Genomic DNA, 22207 nt, shown 5'->3' on the forward strand with positions numbered 1-22207 from the left:
TGTATTGCCTGCTGGCCCGGCTCTTGCTCTACCCGGTTATCCCTTTAGCACCCTGCACCACGGAGTACTCCATGAAAAGCGTCATCCAGCCCCTCGCCTGGTTTGTGATCCTCGGTTCGATGATGGCGGCGGCCAGTGGCCTGTCGTTGTGGCTTGTATGATCCCGTCCCTGGCTTGCTCCAAGCACGCGCCAAGGGTCCTGCATCGCGTTCATCACCAGATCCTGCGTAGCCACCATTTGTTCGAGCCGTTGAATGAAGAGCAGATGGATGAGTTGATGGCCAGCAGTCACTTGCTGAGCGTTGACAAAGGCGAGCCGTTGTTTCGCCAGGGCGAGTCCGCCGACGCGTTTTACTTCGTGATCGCCGGTGCAGTGAAGATCTACCGATTGACCCCGGATGGCCAAGAGAAGGTCTTTGAAGTGATCGGCGAGCGGCAGACCTTCGCCGAAGCGATGATGCTGATGGACACCCCCAACTATGTGGCATGCGCCGAAGCGGTGTGCCCCACGCAGTTGTATCGCCTGTCCAACGCCACCTACATGCGCTTGCTGCACAGCAACAGCCGCCTGACCTTCGCGTTGCCGGGCAAGTTGTGTGTGCGCTTGCACCAGCGAGTCAACGAGATCGAGACGCTGTCGCTGACAAATGCCACGCACCGCGTGGTGCGCTACCTGCCGACGCAACTGGTGCGCCTGCACAGCGCCGACAGTTCATTCGAGTTGCCGATGGCCAAGCAATTGATCGCCGGGAACCTGTCGATCCAGCCCGGACTCAGACCGTGCGAGAAAACTGCCCCTTTTGCTCCCCGCCAAGATACGCATCAAACGCCATCGCCACACTGCGCACCATCAATTGCCCTTGAGGCAATAGTTGCACCGCATCCTCCTCGATACACAAAAGCCCATCCGCCACCTGCTCATCCAACCGCGCCAATGCCTGGGCAAAATATTCGGTAAAACGAATGTCATGCCCCGCCTCCACCGAGGCGAAATCGATACGCCCATGGCACATCAGGCCGTTGATCACATCCCGGCGCAGCACGTCGTCGGCATTCAGGCGATAACCACGCTGCACCGGCAACAACCCAGCATCGATGCGCGCGTAATACTGGGACAACTCCTTGACGCTCTGACTGTAACTGTCGCCCACCTTGCCGATGGCCGACACGCCAAGGCCAATCAAGTCGCAGTCGGCATGGGTCGAGTACCCTTGGAAGTTACGCTGCAAGGAGCCGTTGGCACGGGCTTGCGCCAGCTCGTCGTCGGGCAAGGCAAAGTGATCCATGCCGATATACACGTAACCGGCCTCGGTCAGGCGGCGAATAGTCAGTTCCAGCAGCTCCAGCTTGCGCTCGGGAGGCGGCATGTCTTGCGGTCGGATCATGCGCTGCGCGCGGATCTGCGTGGGCAAATGCGCGTAACTGTAGGCCGCCACGCGATCCGGGCGCAGGGCGATCAGTTTGCTCAGGGTCACGTCGAAGCTGGCCACGGTCTGCAGCGGCAGGCCATAGATCAGGTCGACACTGATCGACTTGAACCGCGCCTGGCGAGCGGCAGACACCAGTTGCAGGATCTGCTCTTCACTTTGCACGCGATTGACCGCCGCCTGCACCTCGGGGTCGAAGTCCTGCACGCCGAAACTCAGGCGATTGAAGCCCAGTGCGCGCAAGTTGTGGATCCGCTCGACACTGATGGTGCGCGGATCAACCTCGATGGAAAATTCATGGCGCTCACTGCGGTCCAGATTGAAGCCTTCACCCAGGCACACCATTAACTCGGCCAGTTGCACGTCGTCCAGGTAAGTCGGCGTGCCCCCGCCCAGGTGCAGTTGGGTCAGTGCTCGGGTGCGGTCGAACAAGGCCGCCTGCATCTGGATCTCACGCTTGAGATAGCTTAAGTACTCCACCGCGCGATGAGGCTTGCGCGTGATGATTTTGTGGCAGCCGCAGTAGTAGCAAAGGCTCTGGCAGAACGGCACATGGATGTACACCGACAATGGCTTGGGCATTGCTGCCTGGTTACTGGCGGCTACCGCCTGTTGGTAGTCATCCAGGGCAAAGGTTGAATGAAACTGTGGTGCGGTCGGGTATGAGGTATAGCGCGGCCCCGGGCGGTCGTATTTCTGAACCAGGGCCCGGTTGAACTCAAACGCATTCATGGTCGATTGTCTCGTCGTTGGAGCAAGGAGGGACAGCGTTGCCGGCCCGGTCAAACAGCGCGCAAAGCGCTTCTACCTGATGGCGGCCCGCCGGCAGCACGCAGAGAAAACGCTCGGACAAATCGATCAGGCCGTCATGGTGCAGATGCTCGAGCAACGGCCAGATCGCCGAGAAATAGCGCGAAAACTTCAGCCCGTAACGACGCTCCAGCGCCTGGATATCCAGCTCCATGTCACAGGCCAGGCGCTCCATGACGTGCTGGCGAATCTGGTCACCTGACTCACAGCGCCAGCCACGTGTGGTGGGCAACCCGCCGTTGCACAGATGCTCACGGTAGATCGCCAGGTCCTCAGCGTTTTGCGCATACAGGGCGTCGATCTGGCTGATGGCGCCCAGGCCAAGGCCGATGTGGTCGCAATAACCGTGACGGGTGAATCCCTGGCAGTTGCGACTCAGCCCCCCACGCTCCTGGGCCAGCGCCAGGTCATCGTCGGGCCGCACGAACTGGCCCAGGCCAATGTAGTGATAACCGGCGACTTCCAGCCGTTGGAAGGCCATGCGGCGCATCGAGTTTTTGTCCGCATCCGCGGACAGCGCGCGAGGCGCCTGATGCTGGTAGCGTCGGGGTGCCTGGGCATAGTCGAACACACACATGCGGTCAGGCTCCAGGGCGATCAGGCTGTCGAGTTTCAATTCGAAGCTGCTGAGCGTCTGCCAGGCATGGCCGTAACCCAGATCGACATTCACCGAGCGAAAACCAAACGTTCGTGCGGCGTCGATCAGAGACTGGACAGGCGCCGGATCCTGATAACCGGCCACCAGAGGCGCGGCGCCGGCGCCACCATCGGGCACGCCGATGCTGATGTGGTTGAAACCCAGCTCTCGCAGATGGCCCATGGTGGCCCAGCCGGTCTGCAGCGGATCAAGATCAATGCTGTAGTCGCCCTGGTCATGCTCGAGAAAATGCAAGCGGCTGCGCAGGAATGCCATCAACGCCTGCACTTCGGCCATCGCCGGCGTGCTACCTGCCCAATGAAACTGGTCCACCGGCTGACGGTTGCCCAGGTGGCGCGCGACTTGGTGTATCTCTCGTTCCAGCGCCGGCAAATAGTCATTGGGCGGCGTGCCTGCCGGCCATTGCAGGTTCAGCGCCAAGGGCCTTTGCCGCTGGCGGCTATCGCGCAATGCGCGCAACAGGTCCAGGGAACCGACACCATCGTGGAACTTGCCGATGTCCACTTGGCCCTGATCCAGCACGCCTTGGTCACGACGCAGGCGCCACTCGCGGGCGGGGTGAATGAGGGTGAGCATGGCGGTCTCCGGGGCTGGCTACGGTGTGCCATTGTCCGGTGCGACCGGACAACGCACCTTGATATGCATCAAGACCCAATGACACAAGACATGAAACAGACCGGTAGCGCTTACCAGGTCAGGTAGAACATGCTTTTTGCCAGCAACACAATGGCGACCAGATGGCAGAACAGGCTGAGGTGGACGAAACGCAGGTACGCCGCACTGGCCCGGCCGTGCCGCATCAGCCCTATGGTCAGGAGAAAATGCATCAGCACACTGGCTGCCAGGATCAGCTTGAGGGTCAGTAGCGCGCCGAACGAAGAGCTGGAAGGCGCGGCCAGCACCGGTAAATAGCGCAACCAGACCATGCCGATACCGGCGCCAAACAGCGCCAGCAGCACCCACGGCATCAAGGCCCTCGCGCGCTGGCCGATGCCCTGCTCCACCAGTAGCATGACCCTGGCCGGCAATTGTTTGTGCAGGCTGGAAAGGATCAACACCTCGAAAAATACCGTGCCGATAAACACCAGTGCAGCGAACAGATGAGCCAGCAGGAACAGGAGATACAGCATTCAAGCCTCACGGGGACGGATCCTGATGCTGTGATTGTGCCTGGCGAGTGGGGGTTTTGCCTTGATGCGAATCAACCTTGCTTTCAAGCGCCGGGGCTTTACCGGTTGTAGGAGAAAACAGTCGCATGGGGTTGGGGTTGGGGTTGGGGTACATATCCGTTGCTGCGGTTATGGCGGCTATTGGTTTCGCCCTTACGGCGACTCACTTTTGGATAGAGCCCAAAAGTAAGCAAAAGGCTCTTGCCGGTATGACTCACCCACATGGGTTACAAATCAGTTCAAGCACATAGGTAACAGTTATTAACTGGCATGGTCGATTTCGCGAGGATCTGACCATGCCCTGGAAAGAGCTGAAACCTATGGACCTCAAAGTGATGTTCATCGCGGCGTATCTGTCTGAAGAGCACAGCTTTAGCCAGCTGTGTCAGGACTATCAGATCAGCCGAAAGACTGGCTATAAGTGGGTCGAACGCTATCAGCTAGAGGGGCCCAGTGGGCTCGATGAGCGTAGTCGGCGCCGGCACAACCAGACCTATGTGGTGCCGCTGGTTGTGAGGCAGGCAATCATTGAGTTTCGCTCTACTGGCGAAACGGTTCCGGGTCCTAAAAAGATTCAGAACGATCTGATGAAACGCTTTCCCGGACAGGATCCGCCTTCTAAAACGACCATCTACAACATCCTTAAGGCAGCGGACCTGATCACGTCTCGACCGTTGCGCCAGCGTGTCGCTGTCTATCCCAAGCCTTTGCGTAGGGCAGAATCGCCTAATCAACTCTTCAGCGCAGATTACAAAGGCCAATTTCTCACCGGAGCGGGTGTCTGGTGTTATCCGCTGACGATCATGGACCATGCCAGTCGCTTCTTGCTTGCCTGCGAGAGCATGGCTAACACCAATCTCAAGGAGACCCAGCAAACCTTCGAGCGCGTCTTTCGGGAGTATGGGATGCCTGAGCGCATCCGAACCGATAATGGCGTGCCGTTTGCGAGCACGGGGCGTGCGGGGTTGTCGCAGTTATCGATCTGGTGGCTACGCCTTGGGATTATTCCTGAGCGAATTGAGCCCGGTCGACCAGATCAAAATGGACGTCATGAGCGTATGCACCGGACATTGAAGAGTACGTTTCCCAAACCGCCGGCCATTGCCTGGGAGGCTCAGCAAAAACACTTTGATCGATTTATGCAGCACTACAATCACGAACGGGGACACGAGGCACTCGGCCAGAAAACCCCGGCGTCCTGCTATACCCCATCAACCCGAGCTTACCCGGAGAAACTACCGGAAATGGGGTATGCGAGCCATGTTGAGTGTTACCTGGCCGATGGTAGCGGAATCATTAATCGAGATGGTCTGCGGATATATGTGGGGAACCTGCTCAGGCATCAAACCATTGGAATGGAGATGATCAAAGACGGGGTATGGAATGTTATCTTCGGTCCGGTGATCCTCGGTCACGTCAATGCCCGGGACGCAAAAAACGGCTATGTTTCAATCAAAGTGTCACCTATGTGAATGCACTTTTTTGTAACCCATGTGGTTGTTCCGTACATGCCCACCACTCGGTGCCTCGCTCAGGCTCGGCATGCCCGCAGTCCGACATTGATTCGGGGGGCCGCCGCGATGGGCCATCCATGGCCCAGCGCGGCTAAACCGGCGTCCTGCCGGTTTACCCCCCAAATCAATATCAGCCTGCGGCCAGCGTGGTTTAACGGGGCGCCTAAGATCAAAGTCAAAATCAAAAACAGAGCGAGGCGGCCTGACAGCCGACCTGATCGTGAGCGTACGCGCTGTTGCCTCTACATCCTTATTCGCTGACAACGTCAGCGGTCTGTTGATCTGCTCTGGCTCTGGCTCTGGCTTTTGATTGTGATCTTGATCTTGATCTTGATCTGAGGCGCCCCGTTAAACCACGCTGGCCGCAGGCAGGTATTGCGCAGTGGGCACCCCGGCAGGATGCCGGGGTAGCTGCCCTCGGCCATGGATGGCCGATGGCAGCGGGCCCACGGAGCAATGCCTGAGTGCGGGCACACCGAGCCTGAGCAAGGTGCCGAGTGGTGGGGCAAGAGCCCTTTGCTTACTTTGGGGCTTTTCCAAAGTAAGTCGCCGTAAGGGCGAAACCAATATCAGCCACAACCGCAGCAACGGATATGTACCCCAAACCCAACGCCATGCGACTACGCTCTTCAGAAACCTTGAAAGCGCTGCCCTTTCAAGGTCTTGCGCTTGTGAAGCAAAACCATTGTGAGGCTGTCGAACACTACCCCGCAACTGCCTGAAAGTTGTCGAATATCAGCCCGATGCACCGATCTAAATGTGTGGGCTTGGTCGCGATGGCGGTGTGTCAGTCACCTTATGTGTGTCTGATATACCGCCATCGCGACCAAGCCTGCTCCCACACAAGCCCATACACTAGAATCGGGCCGAGCCTGGGCGTGCGACAGCTTGCCACAGATCCCGCCGCAGCTTTGGCTGGTATGGTATCGACCGCCCCTGTGGCAGGACGTCGCAGATTATCAAGAGTGATCGAGGTCGGCAGGCTGCCTGCCCTTCTCGCTTGCCTCTTTTCAAGGCCTGACTTACCTGTTATGCGCAACCGTCAGGCGTTTCACGGGACGCACACTTCATGAGTACGTTATTTTCCCGCCGCACTGTTCTCACCGGCATGGGCCTGCTGGGCCTGGGTCTGCTGAGCGGTTGTGACACCGGCCCCAAACTGAACTTCAGGTATGGCAAGGATCTCAGCGACAAGATCATGGGCCGTACCTTCAAGCTCAAGAACACCGCAGGCGAAACCGTCACCCTGAGCTCCTTCCGGGGCTTGATGCCGGTGGTGTTCTTCGGCTTTACCCAATGCCCTGCCGTCTGCCCTACCACCCTGGCACGCATGGCCCAGGCCAAGAAACTGATGGGCCGTGACGGCGAGATCATGCAAGTGATCTTCATCACGCTGGACCCGGAGCGCGACACGCCCCAGGTGCTCGATGCCTACGTCAAGGCCTTCGACCCCAGCTTCGAAGCACTCTATGGCACACCGCAAGAAGTCGCGGTGGCGGCCAAGGAGTTCGGGATTTTTTATGAAAAGATCCCCGCTGGCGACACCTACACCCTGTCTCATACCGCTACCAGTTTTGTCTTCGACACCCGCGGCAATCTGCGCCTGGGCCTGTCGGCATCCCTTAACGCCCAAGAGTGCGCAGAAGATCTGCTCACCGTCATGGAGGTCTGCTAATGACTGCTGTTCAACACCTCAAGCGCATTGCCCTGGGCCTGTCCCTGCTGGGCCTTGCCGCCCACGCCAGCGCCCAGGTCCAAATCAGCGACGCCTGGGTGCGCGCCACCGTACCGGGCCAGACATCCAGCGGCGCCTTCATGACCCTCACCGCCGACAGCGACAGCAAATTGCTCAGCGTCCAGTCGCCAGTGGCCAAAGACGTGCAGATTCATGAAATGAGCATGAAAGACGACGTGATGCGCATGGGCCCGGTCGATGCCGTGGCCCTGCCAGCCGGCAAGGTGGTGACGCTTGACCCTGAGGGTTACCACGTCATGCTGATGAGCCTGACGGGCCAGATCAAAGAAGGCGACCAGGTGCCGCTGACCCTGACCGTGGAAAACGCCAAGGGTCAAAAGCAGTCGATTGAAGTCAAGGCATCCGCGCGCAGCCTGGGCAGCACCGACAACCACCACCACATGCATTGATTCTGCCTCGATAGCGCTCGATTCCAGGCGCTATCGACCCCCGGCGAGGCTTGATATTACCCTGCCGTCGCCGGCGGCAAGGAAATGCGCGAAACCATCCACGCCAGCACTGCCGCTACCAGCAGAAACGCGGCGCTGGCGATCAAGGTTGCCTGATAGCCGATCCCGTCATACAGCACCCCTCCCACGGTCGCGCCGAGGGTAATCGCCAGTTGAATCACCGCCACCATCAGGCCCCCTCCCGCCTCGGCATCGTGAGGCAGTGTGCGTGACAGCCAGGTAAACCAGCCGACCGGTGCGCACGTTGCGATCAAGCCCCATCCGCCCAGCAACACCGCGACAGTCCCCATCGAACCGCCATAGATCAGCAGCGCCACGGCGATCCCCGACATCAACAGCGGGATGCCCATAAGGACCCGGTACAGGTTTTTGTTCAGTATCGAGCCGACCAGCATCGTCCCCACCAACCCTGACATGCCGATAATCAGCAACAACAGCGACAGTGCAGACACGTCAACCCGGGTCACCGACTCAAGAAACGGACGCAAGTAGGTGAACAACGCAAATTGCCCCATGAACACACACCCGACAGCCGCCATCCCCAGCGCGACCTTTACACTGCCCAGCAGCCGAAACACGTGCATTGCCGAACCGGCACGCTGATCACTGGGCATTCTCGGCAAGGTCAGTGCTTGCCAGCAGAGCGCCACAGCGGCCAGGGGCACTACGCAAAAGAACGCCCCTCGCCAGCCCACCAGACCACCCATGTACGCGCCTATGGGTGCAGCAATGGCGGTGGCCAGAGCCGTTCCGCCCTGGATCATGGCAATGGCTTTGGGCACAAAGCGCTCGGGAGCAATGCGCATGATGACGGCGGTCGACATTGACCAACTGCCACCGACTGCAATGCCCAGAACGGCGCGACCGATCATCAGTGTCGTGTAGTTAGGGGCCAAGGCCACCAGCGTACCCGAAGCGATCATCAAGGCTGTCAGACCAAGCAGCACAGGACGGCGGTCAAGCCGGCGAATGACTGAAGCAATAAACAAACTGGTGATGACGGCGAAGATTCCTGAGATGGAAATCGCCTGCCCCGCCTGCCCTTCGCTCAGCGCAAGATCAGTGGCCAGAGGCGTGAGCAAGCTGACCGGCAGGAACTCCGACGTCACCAGGGCAAAGGCACACAGCGCCATTGCCAGCACGGCGCCCCAGACTTGTCGGCTCGTAGTCTGAACGGGTAATGAAGTACTGGTCATCTGGCTCATTTCAGGTGGGTCAGAAAGAACGAGGTCAACTTGGTAAATGGAATCAGCTGCGTGCGGTCGTAAAGGTCTACATGCCCGGCACCCGGTACGATCACCAGCTCCTTGGGCTGGCCAGCCAGCTTGTAGGCCTCCTCGCTGAACTCACGGGAATGGGCATTTTCACCGGTGATGAACAACATCGGGCGCGGCGATATGGTCTCGATGTCGTTGAACGGATAGAAGTTCATGAACTTGACGTTGCTGGTCAGCGTCGGATGCGTGGTGAGCAAAGGTGACTGGCCCTTGGGGGTGAATTCGCCGCGCGGTGTGCGATAAAAATCGTAGAACTCACGCTCGATAGCATTGGATTTTTCAGTCAGCTCATGGACCGTGCCGCTGGTGTATCGGGTTTCGCCCCCCATGAACTCGACGTAACGCTGATCAGCCGCCGCTGCAATCGCCTGCTTGCGTTGCTCGACACTAAACGAGTGCGTCAAACCGTTGCGATTGGCCGCACCCATGTCATACATGCTGACCGTAGCGATGGCCTTCATCCGTGGGTCGATCTTGGCGGCGCTGATCACGAAGCTTGCGCTGCCACATATGCCCAGGACACCGATCCGGTCGCGGTCGACCAAGGACTGTGTACCAAGGTAATCCACTGCGGCGCTGAAATCTTCCGCGTAGATTTCCGGCGACACCAGATTGCGCGGCTGGCCCGCGCTGTCGCCCCAGAACGAAAGATCGATGGCCAGGGTCACGAAGCCCTGCTCCGCAAGCTTTTGCGCATACAGGTTCGAACTCTGCTCTTTCACCGCGCCCATGGGGTGCCCGACAATGATCGCCGGGTTTTTCCTCTCCGCGCTAAGGCCCTTGGGCACAAACAGATTCCCTACGGTGTTCATCTGGTACTGATTCTTGAACGTCACTTTTTGCATTGTGACCTTGTCACTTTTGTAGAAGTTATCCGCGCCGTTGCGCATATCTGCTCCCAATGCAGAGTGCGACGCCAATAGAAGTCCAAGCAACATAACGAGCTTTTTCATGACGCGTGCTCCCGATGGAGTGAAAGGAATGACCTTTGAAGCTGCCGTTACGGCAACCAGTACGGTCAAGGCTTGCACTATTATCCGGGCACGCCGTATGTTTGATAATCTAATGAACTCTTGTTGTACTTATAAGAAAATCTAATCAATCAATTGGAATGACTTGCAATGCCACGCCATAACCTGAATGACCTCCTGGCTTTTATCACGGTCGCCAGAGAAGGCAGCTTTACCCGCGCAGCAGCCCAGCTAGGGGTGACCCAGTCCGCGCTCAGCCAGACCGTATCCGGGCTTGAAAAGCGTTTGAAGATCAGGTTGCTGACGCGCACGACACGCAGTGTTTCGCCCACCAGCGCCGGTGAGCGCCTGATGCAGACCATTGGTCATCGCCTGGACGAGATCGAGTTCGAGCTCGATGCCCTGACCGAGCTCTCGCAGAAGCCAGCCGGCACGGTGCGTATTACCTGCGGCGATTTTGTGCTCAGGACCTTGCTGCTTCCCAGGCTGGCACCGTTGCTGCTGGAATACCCGGACATCAAGGTCGAATTCGATATCAACTATGGTTTCCGGGACATCGTCGCCGACCGCTTTGATGCAGGCATACGTTTCGGCGCGACGGTCGACAAAGACATGATTGCGGTTCCGATCGGCTCTACAGTGCGTATGGCCGCAGTGGCCTCGAAAGCGTATCTGGCCCGTCATCCCCTGCCGAAAAAACCCCAGGACCTGGTGCAGCACACCTGCATCGATATCCGCTTCCCGACCTTGGGTGGGACGGATGCCTGGGAGTTCGAAAGGCGTGGACGCAAGGTTAACGTGCGCGTGGCGGGCCAACTGATCCTTAACACCAGCGCCCACGTTCCGGCGGCGGCGCTCAGTGGACTGGGCATCGCCTACTTGCCCGAGGAGGAATTTGCGCCGCATATCGAGACCGGTGATCTGGTGCGGGTGCTGGAAGACTGGTGCCCGAGCTTCTCGGGCTACCACCTTTATTATCCCAGCCGCCGCCTGCCGACGCCGGCGTTCTCGCTGGTGCTCGCTGCATTGCGCGGCGAGGTATCGGCCTGAGGTTCGCTGCCCGGCTGTTACGCGTCAGGCAAACAGATCTACCCCCAGTTGGAACGCCACCCACAACGCCAGGCCCGTGGCAAACAGCAACGCGATGTTCTCGAAGAGGTTGTTGCGGTACTGCTTGTCCAGCAGCGACTTCTGGTTGGACATGATCAGCAAGCCCAGGGAGATCACCGGCAAACCGATAATGTTCAGCGCGCTGACGCCAATGGTCAGGGTCACGAAGTCCGGCATGCCAGGCAACGACCAGATCAGCGGCGTGACGAGAATAAACAGCATGAACCATTTGTGCATCGGGTCATGGTGGAACTCTTTGCCGTATTTATCGCGACGCTTGGGCCGCACGTGTTGGAAGGCGTCGGTAATCAGCATCGGGAACGCAGTGGTTTTGCCGGAGATACTCGCAAACAGGGTCGCGAATACACCGATAAAGAAGACATACCAACCGATCGAGCCAAAGTAGATTTCCAGCGCCTTGCCCAGGTCGCTCAGGGTTTTGACTTCGATGCCGTTGGGCCGCAGGATTTCCGCGCCGACGATCCAGATCGCCAGGTTGATAACGATCCCGACAAATACCGCAAACAGCAGATCGTTACGTTGAATGCGCTTGTGTTGCGGGCCTACCCAGCCCTTCTGGCGCATCACATACGGATGCACGAAATTGGCAATCGAGCCAGCCACGGCGCCAATCACTGACACCGCCACCAGCAGCGCGCCATGCACCCCTTCATCAGGCGGAATGCTGAAACCGATGGTGCCTTTGACGATACCGACCACATCCGGTCCGGACATGACCGCCAGGGCAATGAACGCCAGGGTCATGATTGCCAGCAGCACCTTCATCACGCCTTCGATCATCGAATAGATATTGCGGCCCACCAGCATCCACACCGCCAGCACCACCGCAAAGGAACACAACAAGGGCTGGTCGATTTTCAGCAACATCGCCAACGACTCACCTGCGCCCTTGATCATATAGGCGTTCATCAAATGCCCCATCAACAAGGCATAGACGAGCATGAACCAGGCGAAAAACGGGTTCAGTTGCGCATAACCCTGCAGGATGGTCATGCCTTGGTTATTGCACAACTGGAAGCGCGCGATGATGTTGACGATCAGGTATCTCAAGAGCAGAGACACGGCCAACACCCACATCATGGCGTAACCATAGTTGGCGCCAGCCACCGATGAGGTGATCAGATCACCTGCGCCTAACCAGGAGAGTACGGCGATGATGCCTGGCCCCAGCAGCTTGAATGTGCGGGTAAGGCGATTTTGCGTGGGCGCCGCAGCCTGGCCTTCGGCCGAAGGGATGCTGGTCATAGCGGGGTATCTCCGATTATTTTTTTTGTGATAACCCGCGCAGTCGAACACACTAGGTACGACGTCGTACAACCATAATTAAAAACAGACTGTGTACAAATGTTTCTGCGCAGTCCCGTCAGGTTTTGCCCGGTACTGCATAGTCTATTGCTGAAATGCCTGACTCTAAATGTGGGGCTTGCTCGCGATTGCGATGCGCAACCGTTGACCTTAAAGGCTTTGAGTTGTTTCCCCGCTAAAACGCATCCAGCGCATTACACAACCCAGCCTTCTCGAGCGCCACGCTGGCGGGTTTGGTGCCGTGGTTCAACTGTTGCAATGCCATCAGGCACTGGCCCGAATCCAGCAGGATGAGTTCATAATCCTGGCCAGCCTTGGGGGTGAAATGCAGGGATTTCTGGCAGCTATAGGAGTAACCGCCGGAGCGACTGCCCTCGCTCTGGAAATTCACCGTAAATGGCTTGTCGGCGGGCACCTTGAGCTCGGTGCGCGCCAATTGTTCGGCCTTGACATCTCGGTTGCTGACAGGCATCCCCAGGCTGCGGCCATTGTTCTGGTCGGCGAACCCCGATTCCGCCGAGGCCATTACCCCCGAACCCGGCTCGCGCCAATCCACGCAGTCACGCCCCGGTACACCGCGCACCATGCCGTTGGTGATCACCCGCACGCGTGCGGTATCGCCTGCCGTGGGTTCGACATAGTTCGTGGAGTAGGCGCGTATATTGGAGATATTGCCGCAGGCGCCGACGGCTAGCACCATGCCGGCTATCAGGAGTGCTCTCATGGAATCCCTCGTGGTCGATTTCATCTGCAGTGATAAGGGCTTTCGCCGCTCAGTTCCTGGCCTGTGGCCAGATCACGGATGATTACCGTGGCGCCCGGTGCGTTCAGGCAGAACGCGTTGCGTATCGGGTAAATGTTATGACCATGGGCGATGTATTTACCCAGGTGGGTGATGGGTACACCTGAAGCATCCTGGGCGGTGACTTCATAGTCTCCCGACATCGTGACGCAGCCGCTTAGTGTCAACAGCAACGCGGCGCAGAGTGGATATTTCACAGGTTGTGCTCCTTTAAAATAGGCATCATGCCAGTCAGCTGAGGAACGCAAATCCTACAAGTGCAGCTCCCACATTTTGTCTGCACCATCTTGAGCATCACTAACTGATCAGCATTATTCACGAGCGCGGCAAAACTGTACGCGGCTCAGCGGTCGGTACCGCAAGCCTTGAGCTTGTGTCGCGCGTTCGTTTCACACATGTCGAACCCATCGCTGCGGGTATAGCCTGCACGCTTCATGCATTCGAAGCGTTCGGCTTGCACCTCCAGGCTGGCTGTCTGATCGACGCCGGAGGCATCATGTTCGCCGCACGCCAGCATTGATCTGACGACATCTGCCTCGCTGGCGCCGGCCTTTTTCCAGATTTGCGATTCGGCACGCGGCGGCTGAAACGGCTTGGCGAAGCACCCAGCGATAAAAGGCAGCAATAACAGCGCAACCACGCGCGTCTTTGTCCACATAACGGCACTCCTTATTTTTTATCGGGCACTCGCAACGTAGCCGGAAGGGAGCCCGGCGAATCGGTCCAGTAGCGCGTGCATGATTTGACCCCGGCGCCATAGCAACTGTGCACCGTAGTATCGCCGGTGAACACGTTCAGCAGCTCCTTGAGCTTGCTGCTATCGGGCGGAATAACCCCGCCCGTGCCCGGATTGCCGCCCATGATGCCCAAGGTACCGACCGGGTCATTGTTATGGATCTGGTATTCCACGGTCATTTGCTCACGCTTGGCCTGATCGGTGACGGCGTCACGGTTTTGCAGGGAGCTCAGTTGTTCGTCGGCCTTGAACACGTTATAGGCCGCGCCGAAGAACTTCAGGGTGGTATTGCTCAACAGGCCACTGGCATCCGGCAGGTTGAGGATCGACTGCATGGCGTTGCCGATAGTCATGGTGCCGCGGCTGTGGCCATCGAGGTGCAGGCCCTTCTTGCCATAATCGAGCTGCAATTGGCGCGTGGCCTCGGTGGAGTTGGTCAGGCCCCAGAAGTCGTTGTCCATGACCCGCTGGTAACCGGCGACCATCAGCTCCGACACGAGGTTGCCAGTATCGGGGAACCAGAGGAAATATTGCGGGTTGGTGGACCCGACTTCACGATGTTGGTACGCATATTTGGCAGCCGCGCCTTCGTCGTTGAAAATCCCGTTGTCGGCCACGTAAACGATGCCTTCAGGGCTGGCCTTCAAATTGCGCCTTTCTTCCTCATTCAACTCGCGGCGGCGCGGGTTCTTTTGTTCATCCAACAGCGGTTTGCCATCGGCATCCAGCAGCAGTTCAAACATGCGCGCGTCTTTCTTGAACATGGTGTTATAGGCGATATCGCTGTACTGCGTCGTCTGGCGGAAGGTTTCATTCTTGATCGCCTGCTCAGCCTCGGCGGTGCGTTGCAGTTTTTCCAGGTCCTGGCGCTGCGCCGCGAGGTGCGCGTTGGCGGTGTCGCGGTTCAAGCTGGCGACGGTCTGGCTGGCATCATGCCCGGTCAACAGTTGCTGGCGATAAGCATCGGTGATCAGGATGTTGCCACCGCTGACCGCGCTCAAGGTGCGACCGCTGGAAGAATCCTTCGCCTTCCCGGCGTCCATGGCATTGCCGATCAAGGCTTTGCCCGCGCCGTACATCCCTTGGGAAACCAGATCGGTGCTCAGGGTGATACCGCTGCTGTCGGCACTGGCCTTGGCGCTGTTGTGCAGATCAGAGGTGGTCAACGAGCCGGTGTCCAGGCTGTTCTTGCCATCGGCAATGGCCTTGTCGTTGCTGGCGATCAAGCCGCCTACCAGGTCGGTATTGCCCTTGACCCGAACCTCAAAACCATCGTCGCCGGCCAGAATGCCGCTTTGTTCGACGACACTTTCATAGTTGGCCTTCTGGATGCCCTTGCTCTGGGTGACGCTCAGGCTCGAGGAACCAATGCAGAACGGCGGTACGCAGATGCTCACACCGACACCGAGGGTAGTTTGCTTGGCCTTGTAGGTGCTGCTGTCCTGCAGGCTTTCGACACTGAAATCGCCGCCCACATCCGCAGTGACTTGCTTGCCGGTGACCACCGCGCCCTTGAGCCGAGTATCGCCGCCAGACTGCAGCGTGACTTGATTGCCGGCGTCCACATGGGTATTGGTCCAGGCCAGATCAGCGCCCTCCCCCTTGCCTCGGCTCTGCGAAGCGCCGGCGTTAAAGCTGATACCGGTTTGCTGGCTGCCGATGGCAATGCCGATGCCGAGGCTGGCGTTGCTGCCTTTTTCGGTGGTGCTTTGCACGGTGGTATTTTGCGCCGCCAGCAAGGCAATGTCGCCGTCCGCCTTGAGATTGGCATTGCGCCCGGCAGTGATTTGGCTGCCTTGTACCGTCAGGTTGCTGTCTTTGCCGGCGCCACTGGCGGTGATATTCACGTCACCACCGGCCAGGACCGTCGAGCCTGCCGCGATGCTGGCGGTCTGCTCGCTTTTGCTTTCGCTCTTGCTGCCGCCAGCAGAAATACTGATGTTGACTCCGCCAGCCATGGCTGGATCGTCGGCATACTGCATATAGCCGGTGCCGGCGCCCAGTGCGGTGCTGACCAGGGCCAGGGTTTTCATGCGACCATCGTCAGTGCGCTCGGAAGCGGTTTTCATCCTTCGGGCAGTCTGCACGGCATCGATCACGGGGTTGGTGATGGTAATCGTCAGGCCACCCTGCTTGAACTTGCTCTCCTGGGTGATGTGCTGCTGGTTTCGTGCTTCAAGGATCTGCACAGTCTTGGCTGCAATATCCACATCGCCCTGGGGCGCCGTGACCTGGCTGCCGACCTGGCGGTAGGCATTGCCGGCTTCAATCGCGACATTCCCGTCAGTCGAACCAATGGTGCTGGGCGCCGCCGCCTGGCTGTCGGTGCGGTTTTTGTTGCTGCTTTGCTGGCTACCGATGGTCACCGCAATCGCGCCGCCACTGAACAGGCCGCTTTTCTTGACCTCTTTGGAATGCTGCTCGCTGAGCAGATCAGTGTCGGCCAACACATTCACATCATGCCCCGCCACCAGCGTGGTGCCGTTACTGGAGACCACGTTGCTGCCGCGCACATTTACGTCATTGCCTGCCTTGACCAGCGTTGTGTCGCCGCTGAAGGTACTGGCCTGGGTGCGGGTTTCAGTCAGGGTGTCGCGGGTCGTGGTGGTCTTGCTGGAAAACAGGCTATTGCTGCCGGTGACTTTATGCGCCTCATCGACATGGTTGTAGCTTTGGCTGGTGCTCAAGTTAACGTCGCGCCCTGCCGAAACCAACACAGCACCTTGCTCGCTGGTGACGTTGGCACCACGGGAATTGAGGTCATTGCCGGCGATCAGGCGCACCTCGCCTTCGCCCTGGATAACGCTGCCGGCATCGATGCGACTGGCGTCCCTGCGCCAGTTGCTGGAGTTCCACTGCACACTTTGCTCACGGGTCTCGGTGACGGTGCCCAGGTTGATGTTGTTGCCGGCCAGAACCGTGGTCTTGCCATCTTTGCCGGCGCTGACGATTTGTGCCGCACTGAGGTTGATATCGCGGCCAGCGTTCGCCACCAGTTCACCTGTGGGCGCAGAGACAAACAGCCCGGCCACCCGCGATACCTGGGTCGCACGGCCCTGGGTGCTTTCGGTGTCGCCGGTAGTGGAGACCATGTTGATATCTCGACCAGCCAGTGCGCTCAAGCGCGTGCTGGCGTCGATCAGGCCGCCGAGGTTGTTCAAGTCGGTGCGCGCCTGCACCTGCACATCGGCGCCGGTCAGACGGCCACCCAGGTTCTGGATATTCTCGGCAGAGATCGCCAGCACACTACGTCCGGCAATCGTGCCGCTGTTGACCAGGTCGCCTTGCAGTTGCAGGTCCACCACGTTGCCCGCCATCAGGGCTCCGGAACCATCCAGGTCACCGTCGCGCACCCGCACATAGACCTGTGGTACTAACGCCTGGGTGGTGCTGCCGTCGGCCAGTTTTACATCCCTTTTAACCAGCCAGACTATGTCGCTGGTCAGCTGTGCCATCTGCTCGGAACTCAGCGCCACTCCGGGCACCAGGTCCCACTGGCCGGCGTAGGTCAACGCACTGTCGAGCAACGCGCGATACTGGGTTTCATCGTTGGCGTAACCGTCGAGGAAACGCCGCCCGGTAAGCTGGGCAATCTGTTCGCGGATCAGCTTCTGTTCGTAGAAACCATCCCCCAGGCGTGTCAGGGTCAAGCCCGGATCAAGTTGCAGCCGATCGAGCATGTAATCGGAAGATAACCACGAGCGATAGCTGGTGAAACGCGGATCGCTTTCCACCAAGTAGTCCGGGTTCACCTGTGGATTGAGGTGAAACAGGCTGTTGTCCGGCACCTGTACATCGATACCGCCAGTGCGGATCGACTCGCCGACTTCCCCGGCCTGGGTACCTTGCAGCGCAGGCACTTCGAGTACCGGGCCAGGCGTGCGGCCATTACCCACGTTGACCGCTGCGCCACTCGCGCCCACCGCGGCCTGATCGACGCTGCTGGTCAGCCGTTCACCGACCTGCAAGCCACTGCCACCATGGGCGGTGTTTTCCTGATACTGGGTCGGGCGCAGAAAGATATCGCTCACGCTCGCTGCCGGGTTGTAGGCCGACACCGAAGTGCCCTGGCGATCACGGCCCTTGCGGTGAATACGATACAAATGGCTGACAGTGCCGTTGTCCGTCACTGTCTGCTGCCCGGTGACTTCAGTGTTGTGCAAGACCCCGATATTGCCGGTCAACGTGCCCCCGGCAATGATCCGGCTCTTATCGTTGAACACCGAGTTGGCAGTCAACAGCATCGAGCCGCCGGAGAGAATCTGCCCAGGGTCCGACGTGAGGATCTGGGTCTGGGTCGTAGTGCGGGTGAAGTCATAACGATTGTAGTTATCCGCACGGCCTTCCGGGCTCGCCAAATGACTGACTTCATCTCGATAGACCGAAACCTGGTCCGGGCGATAGCGATTGGGGGAGCCGGTATGCTGGAACTCTCGCAACCCTTCGCGGCTGACTTCTACCACGTGGGTGCTGAAGTGCTCGTTGGTATTGCGCAACTCTGCACTATTGAGGCCCAGCGCACCGAGCGCTTCGATGCTCGCACTCGCGTTCTGCACCAGAGTCGCCTGGCCCGTGGCCAGGCCGTTGGCATCCAGGCTACCGCCGATGAACAGGTCACCGGCACTGAACAGCATCGCGTGCTCGCGGTTGAGAATCGTCCCGGCGCCTATGTCCAGTCGGCCACGGGCCGCAATCACTGACGCACGGCCATCCTCGACATCATTGGTCAACTGACGCGCATCAATCGACACTTGATCACCGTAGATACGCCCGCTCCCCAGGTTGTTCAACACTTGGGTATTGATCCGAGTGAGCTGGGCGTCGATCAGGCCACGGTTGGTCAAAGTGTCAGCGACATCCAGGGTCACCTGGGCGCCACTGATCTCACCGTTGACGCGGTTCTCGATGACGCCACTGGAGACGCGCACATGCTTGCTGGCCTGCACGGCGCCTTGGTTATCGAGGGCGCCTTGCAGGTTCAGGTTAAGGTCGCCGTTGGCTTGCAGCTTGCCCGTATTGACCAGGCCCGAACCCAGGTTGAGAGTCGCATCGCCCAGGCTCAGCACGCTGCCGTCGCCGCTCAGGCTGGCGCTGCTCAGGCCCAGGTTTTCCCCGGCGATCAAGGTACCGCCGCGGTTAAGCAACGCCTGGTCGGCGCGAATCGACAATTGCTTGCTTGAGGAAATCAGCCCGGCGCTGTTGTCCAGTTGCCCGCTGGCGTTTAGCGTCAGCGTCTGGTCGGCGCGAATGGCGCCCGCCCCATTGAGCAGTTGCGCCACGCTCAGGTCCAGGGACTGGCCCTCGACGCCTTGATTGGCACCCTGGGTCTGCTGGTTGTCCAACTGCCCTGCCCCCACGGTCAGGGTGCCACCGGCACGCAGCAGGCCGCCGAGGTTATCGACGCGGCCGGTACCAATGTCCAGGCGCGCATTGCCCAGGCTCTGCAACTGGCCGCCACGATTATCCAGGCCTTGGCTGGTCAGCAATAGAGACTTTTCACTGCTCAGTACACCGCCAGCGAGGTTGTCGACCGTAGTGGCCTCGATAACCACATCACCTTTACTGCCGACAAATCCGCCGCTGTTGCTCAGCACCCCGGTTGTGAGATTGACCTCGGCCTGGCCTAGAATGCCGTTGGTGGTGCCCGAGTCGGTGTTGGCCAGGGTGTGTCCATGGGTATTAATGCTCATGGCGCCCTTGGCCTGGATCAGCCCGGCCTGGTTGTTCAACTCACCGCTGAGCAGTTCCACCGCAGCGTCGCCTATGATCGCACCGCGCTGGTTGGACAACGCCTGGCCATTGCTGTCCAGGCGCAGGGCCGCGCCATTGATCAAGCCGTCGTCATTGAGCAGGCCCTGGCTGAGAATGCCCACACGCTGCTGCGCCTGTACCGTGCCGCCACGGTTATCGAAGGCGCCTTGACTGACAGTCAGGTCAAGCGGCCCGTTGACCGAGCCCACCGTGCCCTGGCGGTTGCTCAACTGACTGGCGTTGATGCTCAGCGCACCGCTGGACGCCAGCGTGCCCCCGTCGTTGCTCAATTGCCCGCCCGTGAGCGAGAGGCTGTCGCCGGCAGTAATCTTGCCCTGGGCGTTGAGCAATTGCCCGGCAGTCAGTTGCGTGCCCTTGGCCGACGCCAGTTTGCCTGCGGTGTTGTCCAGCAGGGTATACGCCGTGACGTCGAGGTTGCCGGTAACCGCAGCCTGCACCGAGCCTGCCTGGTTGAGCACCCGATCTGCGGTCAGCGTCACGTCGCTGTCGCTGACCACGGTGCCGGCGGTGTTGTCGAGCAGACCCTGGGCGGTGATGCGCAAGGTGCCCGCGCCGGTCTGCAATATTTGTCCCTGACGGTTGGACAGTTGATGAGTGTCGATTTGAATCTGCCGCGCCAGGGTCGTCGCGCCATCCAGTACCGCATCCGCCACCGTGAGCTGCAACAGACCGTTGCTGTGCAGCGAACCTTCGGTGCCGTTCAGCGCCTGGCCGCGGATGCTCAGCTTGCCTGAGCCTGCATGTTCGATCTTGCCTTTGGCGTTGGACAGTGTGGCGCCGGCCAGGCTGAGGTCGACCGCGTTGCTGGCGATACGCCCCTCGCTGTTATCCAGAGCGCCAGTGACAGCAATCGAGGTCTGGTCTTTGCCCACCTGGACGATTTCACCCTTGTGGTTGGACAGGCTGGCGGCGGTCACTTGCACACGACCGGCGTTGACCTTGGCGTTATCGGTAGTCAGGCGTTGGCTCACCGAGGCATTCAGGGTTCCCGCGGCGTCCAGCGTCGCACCGTTCAAGTCGGCGGCGCCACTGCGTGCGGTCAGGGTGACGTTGCGCGCAGCAGTCTCACTGGCCTTCATGTCCAGTTGCGCGCCGGCCAGTTGGATATCGCCAGCAGCAATCGCCGCCCCCTGGTGCTTGAGTGTCTGGTTCGCGTCGGCGCGCAGCGAACCACTGCCGGTCACCTTGCCGTCGCTCGCCACGCCCGCGCCAAGCAGCGACTTGCTGGTGTTGTCGATATCCCGCGCCGTCAGCGTCAAGTCCTGTTGCGCGGCGATCACGCCCTGATTGCGGATATCGCCGCGAGTGGACAAGGTGCTGTTGCCCTGGCTGTACAGCGAACCGTTGTTGTCGATGCCCAGTTGGCTGTCGACTTGAAGGTTCTGGCTGCTGCTGATTTGCCCACTGTTGCCCAGTCGGCCATCGGCGCTGATCACCACGTCACCGGCACTGGAACCGATCTGCCCGGCGTTGCGCACGCCCACTCCGGCTTCGGTGCCCACCAGCTTGATCTTGCCGGCATACATGCCACCCAATTGAGCGACGTCGATGGCCACCTGGGGTTTTTCGCCAGTACCGGCAATTGCCGTGGCCTGGGTGTTATCGGCATTCACCTGGTTGGCGCCACTGGTAACCCGCAGGTCTTTGGCCCAGACCCCGGCATTGACCTCGACCGAGCGCGCGATCACGTCGGTAAAGTCGGTCTGCGAGGCATCCAGGCCCTTGCCGGAAATCACCACGCGTCCGCCTTGCACGCGGTAGCCCTGGATCTGCCCGTCTTGCATCTGCACGTTGGCGCTGGTCAATGTGGCACGGTCGGCGTTGATAAAGCCGCACCCGTCACAGGCAATCCCAGAAGGGTTGGCAATCACTACCTGGGCACGATCACCGGCGACTTCGACATAACCACGCAGTTGGCTGGGGTTGCTGCTGTTGACCTCGTTGAGGATCACCCGTGCGGTGCCGGCACCCAAATGCGCGTTGCCCTCGATCCAGCCGCCGAGTTGGGTCTGGGTGTTGGTACGCGAGTTGTTCAGAATCGCGCCTTGCGCGTTGACGTCGAACTGGCTGTAGGCGTTACGCGACACACCTGCCGCACTTGGGGTCTGGATATTGACCTGGGGCACGCCGTTGGCGGCGTTGATGACCACCGGCTGCTGCCCTCCAGGCGCGCCACGGTCTGCCACAATGTCAGCCCAGGCCAGGGGCGACGCCAATGTGATCAAACCAAGGGCTGCCATCAACGAAAACCGCAGCGGGCGCAACGTCAATACCGTGACCTGTGCGCTTGGCGTGGTACGGGTGCCCGTGCCGGAGGATTTTTTGCTTCCCAGCACGTTTTCAGCCACCACCATCAGCAGGCCACGCGCTTTATTGAAGACGATCCGATAGAGGTTCTTGTTCATGACGATCCCTGTGTCCTGTAAAGCC

14 protein-coding genes and 1 pseudogene are annotated in these 22207 nt (G+C 59.5%); 5 read left to right on the forward strand and 10 right to left on the reverse strand.

Features of this window, described 5'->3' with window-relative positions:
- Window positions 1-157 precede the first annotated feature (157 nt).
- Window positions 158-769 (forward strand): annotated as a pseudogene (locus tag OQ460_RS13080) (Crp/Fnr family transcriptional regulator); the annotation flags it as partial.
- Between the two features lie 4 nt (window positions 770-773).
- On the opposite strand, the gene hemN reads toward OQ460_RS13080, so the two are convergent.
- The 3 genes from hemN to OQ460_RS13095 all read right to left on the reverse strand — a co-directional run bounded on the left by hemN (window position 774) and on the right by OQ460_RS13095 (window position 4025).
- Window positions 774-2159 carry an oxygen-independent coproporphyrinogen III oxidase gene (gene hemN, locus OQ460_RS13085; protein WP_410017903.1) on the reverse strand — a complete coding sequence of 462 codons (1386 nt, stop codon included), beginning with the start codon at window positions 2157-2159 and terminating at the stop codon, window positions 774-776.
- A complete protein-coding gene (locus OQ460_RS13090; RefSeq protein WP_410017904.1) occupies window positions 2146-3471 on the reverse strand; it encodes a coproporphyrinogen III oxidase in 1326 nt (441 codons plus the stop codon). The genes hemN and OQ460_RS13090 overlap by 14 nt, the downstream gene beginning before the upstream one ends.
- A 110-nt stretch (window positions 3472-3581) precedes the next feature.
- A complete protein-coding gene (locus OQ460_RS13095) occupies window positions 3582-4025 on the reverse strand; it encodes a hypothetical protein (protein ID WP_410017905.1) in 444 nt (147 codons plus the stop codon).
- 335 nt (window positions 4026-4360) lie between these two features.
- On the opposite strand from OQ460_RS13095, the gene OQ460_RS13100 reads away from it, so the two are divergent.
- From OQ460_RS13100 to OQ460_RS13110, 3 genes are all read left to right on the forward strand, one after another.
- A complete protein-coding gene (locus OQ460_RS13100; RefSeq protein WP_410017906.1) occupies window positions 4361-5536 on the forward strand; it encodes an integrase core domain-containing protein in 1176 nt (391 codons plus the stop codon).
- Window positions 5537-6647: 1111 nt separating this feature from the next.
- Entirely contained in the window at window positions 6648-7253 is a 606-nt protein-coding gene (locus tag OQ460_RS13105; protein WP_410017907.1) for an SCO family protein, read from the forward strand.
- Entirely contained in the window at window positions 7253-7723 is a 471-nt protein-coding gene (locus tag OQ460_RS13110; protein WP_410017908.1) for a copper chaperone PCu(A)C, read from the forward strand. Before OQ460_RS13105 ends, OQ460_RS13110 begins: the two co-directional genes overlap by 1 nt.
- 56 nt (window positions 7724-7779) lie before the next feature.
- Here OQ460_RS13110 and OQ460_RS13115 read toward each other — a convergent pair whose 3' ends face one another.
- Both OQ460_RS13115 and OQ460_RS13120 read right to left on the reverse strand, forming a co-directional pair.
- Window positions 7780-8979, reverse strand: a complete 1200-nt coding sequence (locus tag OQ460_RS13115) for an MFS transporter (RefSeq protein ID WP_410017909.1) — start codon at window positions 8977-8979, stop codon at window positions 7780-7782.
- A gap of 5 nt (window positions 8980-8984) precedes the next feature.
- Complete coding sequence (locus OQ460_RS13120) at window positions 8985-10013, reverse strand: alpha/beta hydrolase (protein ID WP_410017910.1); 1029 nt, start codon at window positions 10011-10013, stop codon at window positions 8985-8987.
- A 168-nt stretch (window positions 10014-10181) separates the two neighbouring features.
- On the opposite strand from OQ460_RS13120, the gene OQ460_RS13125 reads away from it, so the two are divergent.
- Window positions 10182-11081, forward strand: a complete 900-nt coding sequence (locus OQ460_RS13125) for a LysR family transcriptional regulator (RefSeq protein ID WP_410017911.1) — start codon at window positions 10182-10184, stop codon at window positions 11079-11081.
- A 24-nt stretch (window positions 11082-11105) separates the two neighbouring features.
- Here the strand turns inward: OQ460_RS13125 and OQ460_RS13130 are convergent, their stop codons facing one another.
- From OQ460_RS13130 to OQ460_RS13150, 5 genes are all read right to left on the reverse strand, one after another.
- Window positions 11106-12407, reverse strand: coding sequence for an Nramp family divalent metal transporter (locus tag OQ460_RS13130; RefSeq protein WP_410017912.1), 1302 nt, complete (start codon window positions 12405-12407; stop codon window positions 11106-11108).
- Between the two features lie 235 nt (window positions 12408-12642).
- A complete protein-coding gene (locus tag OQ460_RS13135; protein ID WP_410017913.1) occupies window positions 12643-13191 on the reverse strand; it encodes a hypothetical protein in 549 nt (182 codons plus the stop codon).
- A gap of 20 nt (window positions 13192-13211) precedes the next feature.
- Window positions 13212-13466, reverse strand: a complete 255-nt coding sequence (locus tag OQ460_RS13140) for a hypothetical protein (RefSeq protein WP_410017914.1) — start codon at window positions 13464-13466, stop codon at window positions 13212-13214.
- Between the two features lie 146 nt (window positions 13467-13612).
- Window positions 13613-13927: a hypothetical protein gene (locus tag OQ460_RS13145; RefSeq protein ID WP_410017915.1), complete on the reverse strand. Its 315-nt coding sequence runs from the start codon at window positions 13925-13927 to the stop codon at window positions 13613-13615.
- An 11-nt stretch (window positions 13928-13938) separates the two neighbouring features.
- Complete coding sequence (locus tag OQ460_RS13150; RefSeq protein ID WP_410017916.1) at window positions 13939-22182, reverse strand: hemagglutinin repeat-containing protein; 8244 nt, start codon at window positions 22180-22182, stop codon at window positions 13939-13941.
- Window positions 22183-22207: the final 25 nt, after the last annotated feature.

Origin of the sequence: Pseudomonas imrae (genome assembly GCF_046352735.2) — a bacterium.
Classification (GTDB): domain Bacteria; phylum Pseudomonadota; class Gammaproteobacteria; order Pseudomonadales; family Pseudomonadaceae; genus Aquipseudomonas; species Aquipseudomonas imrae.